The sequence below is a fragment of the Rhodopirellula sp. UBA1907 genome, assembly GCF_002337565.1.
Taxonomy (GTDB): Bacteria; Planctomycetota; Planctomycetia; order Pirellulales; family Pirellulaceae; genus Rhodopirellula; species Rhodopirellula europaea.
In genome coordinates this window covers 57,202-60,099 of record NZ_DDGH01000079.1, presented here as the reverse complement: position 1 = coordinate 60,099, position 2,898 = coordinate 57,202, and the positions used below count along the sequence as shown (strand labels likewise).

Genomic DNA, 2,898 nt, shown 5'->3' with positions numbered 1-2,898 from the left:
CTGCGTTCAGGAGGGTGATTTCAACCTTGCGAGCACGGCACTTCAAAACTGAACGACCTCCTGCGCGGTCGGGGTTCGCAAGACGTCACGAACACAGCACTTAGAAACTGCACGACCTACGAAAACATGGCGGATGGAACGTCGAATTCATCAGTTGAGGATTCGTTGTCTCATTCACCACGTTTGCAGTGGATTACGTCTTCGCGGGTTCAAGCCTTGGCCGCAGTGACGAGTGCTTTGTCGCTGATATCTTTGCGGCACCAAGCACCTTGCCAACGAATTTCACGCACGGCTTTGTAAGCCTGCAATTTCGCGGCACTGATTGAATCGCCCATTGCGGTCACGCCTAGCACGCGACCGCCGGTGTTGACGACTTCGCCGTCAACACGCTGAGTCCCCGCGTGGAAGACTTTGACGTTTTCCATCTTGTCGGCTGATTCGATGCCGGTGATCGCGTGGCCTTTCTCGTAATCAGCCGGATAGCCTTCGCTGGCCATCACGACGCAAATGGCGGGTCGCGGATCGAACTCGAGTGGACCGGTTTCTTCCAGCTTGCCATCGACGACGGCCTGCATGACTTCGACTAGGTCGGTCTTCAAACGCATTAGCAACGGTTGGCATTCGGGGTCGCCGAAACGAACGTTGAATTCCAACACTTTGGGACCGGCGGGGGTGAGCATCAAACCCGCGTACAGCACACCTTTGAACGGACGACGCGACCGTTTCATCGCGTGAACGACGGGGACCAGGATGCTCGATTCGACTTTCGCCAGGGTCTCTTCGTCCAACACGGGTGCCGGGCAGTAGGCGCCCATGCCGCCGGTGTTGGGACCGGTGTCGCCATCGTTGGCGGGCTTGTGATCTTGCGCGGGCGGCAACGTGACGATTGTTTCACCATCGGTGATTGCCAGCACGCTGACTTCGGGGCCCGTCAAACGTTCTTCGATGATCAGTTCTTTGCCGGCGGCACCGAACTCCTTGCGAGCCGCGATCCGGTCGATTGCTTCCAACGCTTCGCTGCGCGTGTCGCAGACGACAACGCCTTTTCCGGCGGCCAAACCATCGGCTTTGACAACGACATTGACCGGATCGGTGGGTTCGCTGAATCGATCTTTGATGTACCGCGATGCGTCGTCGGCACTGCGGAAGGTACGGTAGTCTGCCGTCGGGATGTCAGCGGATCGCAGCAGGTTTTTGCAGAAGACTTTGCTGCCTTCTAGTTCCGATGCCGCTTTACTGGGGCCGAAGGCACGCAGCCCGGCGTCGGTCAACGCATCGACCAAGCCTGCGACCAAGGGTGCCTCGGGACCGACGATGACCAAGCCGACATTGTTCTCTTTCGCGAATTGGATCACGGCATCGTGATCGGCCGGATCCAGGTCGACGTTGGTCGCGTCCATCCCGGTGCCGGCGTTGCCGGGGGCAACGAAAACATTTTGAACGTGCTGGCTCTGTTTGACTTTCCATGCCAGGGCATGTTCACGTCCACCAGAGCCAACAATCAACACGTTGTATTTACTCATCGAGTGGTTTGACTCGCAGGTTTTTGAAGTAGGCGATGCTTTGTGGGTCATGGGCTTGCAAGGCAAACGTGCCTTCGCCCAACCGGCGTTCGAAGCGATCTGAGAAAGCTTCTTGGTCGCTCGGTTCGGTGAAATCCACCAGGGTTTTTCCGTTGACTTTCAGTTCAATGTGTTTGCCGCGGACGATGATTTCTTGCGTGTACCATTCGTTGTCACGAATGCCATTGGCCGCAAGCGTTTCCGCGTCGATGTTTTCGACCCCATAGAGCGAACTGGTTTTCTTGGGATCTTTGTGACTGACGTTGACTTGGCATTCGTAGCCAAATTTGGGCCAGCCTGATTCTTGATATTGGGTGTGGAAGTAAATTCCGGCGTTGCTGCCGGGCATCACTTTCACGTCGGCTTTGAAGTGGAAGTTCTTCAGCGGAGCCAGGTCACCGACATAGAAGAGGTGGCAACGTTCGCCTTTGCAGACGAGCATTCCGTCTTCAACCTGCCAGCTGTCCGGGTTCTCGGTCGACTTTTTCCAGCCGTCGAGTGACTCGCCGTCGAACAAAGAAACAAATCCGGTTTCTTGTGCGGACGTGTTTTTAGAGGCATCGTCCGCCTTCACGATCGATTGGATCGAGAGGGCGGGGACGAGTGAAACGACGGCGGACAGTAGCAGCAGGTGGGGACGAAACATGCGTAGACTCAGGAGCGGGGATGGCGGGCTAGACGCTGGCCAACCGGTCCAGCATCACAGGGTCATTGGGTGACGGCGACATCGGGTCGACGCCCAGGGTTCCCTGCAACGATGCAATATAGTCTCCCGACTCGGCCAATTGGCGTTGTTGGGTCGCATATTCGTATTGGGCTTTCATGTCCAACCGTTCCGTCGCATCGGTGTTCAGCGGATCGTCCATGAACGATTGCAATCGCTGCTGCATCGATTTCCAGTGAGCGATATCGCGTTGCTGTTTGGCGTCGAGGCGACGGCGATACCAGTCACTGCTGAGCAGCGATTCTCGCGAAAAGAGCTGGCGTACTTCGGGATCGTCGATCGTTTTGCCGTTGTGTTCGCCGTGCACCATGATGTCCAGTGCCGCACGCAGCGGTGGGCACGCCAATTCGTACCCAGAATCACCAAAGTAGTTCTGAGCGACACGAGCTTGTGCTTCGGAAATTTGCAGCACGCCATCGGCGAACGAATCTTGATCCTGCTTCTCGGGACGCAAAATCGGTTCGGGGAAGACCTTCGACGGGTTATCGAAAACACGAGCCAAGTAGGTGCGAACGAACTTGTCCGTGATGCGATAACCGAGCCGGCTGGCGGGGATCTTTTTGCCGCCGTGGTCGAAGTCCTCGACTTTTTCCAGCATGCCGTCTTCGATCA

The 2,898-nt window shown here is 56.6% G+C and carries 2 protein-coding genes and 1 pseudogene; all 3 read right to left on the bottom strand.

The window, feature by feature from the left end; all coding sequences use genetic code 11:
* Positions 1 to 209 precede the first annotated feature (209 nt).
* A complete protein-coding gene (gene purD / locus B2R17_RS16940; RefSeq protein WP_008667608.1) occupies positions 210 to 1,523 on the bottom strand; it encodes a phosphoribosylamine--glycine ligase in 1,314 nt (437 codons plus the stop codon).
* Complete coding sequence (locus B2R17_RS16935; RefSeq protein ID WP_286764912.1) at positions 1,516 to 2,208, bottom strand: 3-keto-disaccharide hydrolase; 693 nt, start codon at positions 2,206 to 2,208, stop codon at positions 1,516 to 1,518. Before B2R17_RS16935 ends, purD begins: the two co-directional genes overlap by 8 nt.
* 28 nt (positions 2,209 to 2,236) lie before the next feature.
* Positions 2,237 to 2,898: pseudogene (locus B2R17_RS16930) on the bottom strand (hypothetical protein); the annotation flags it as partial.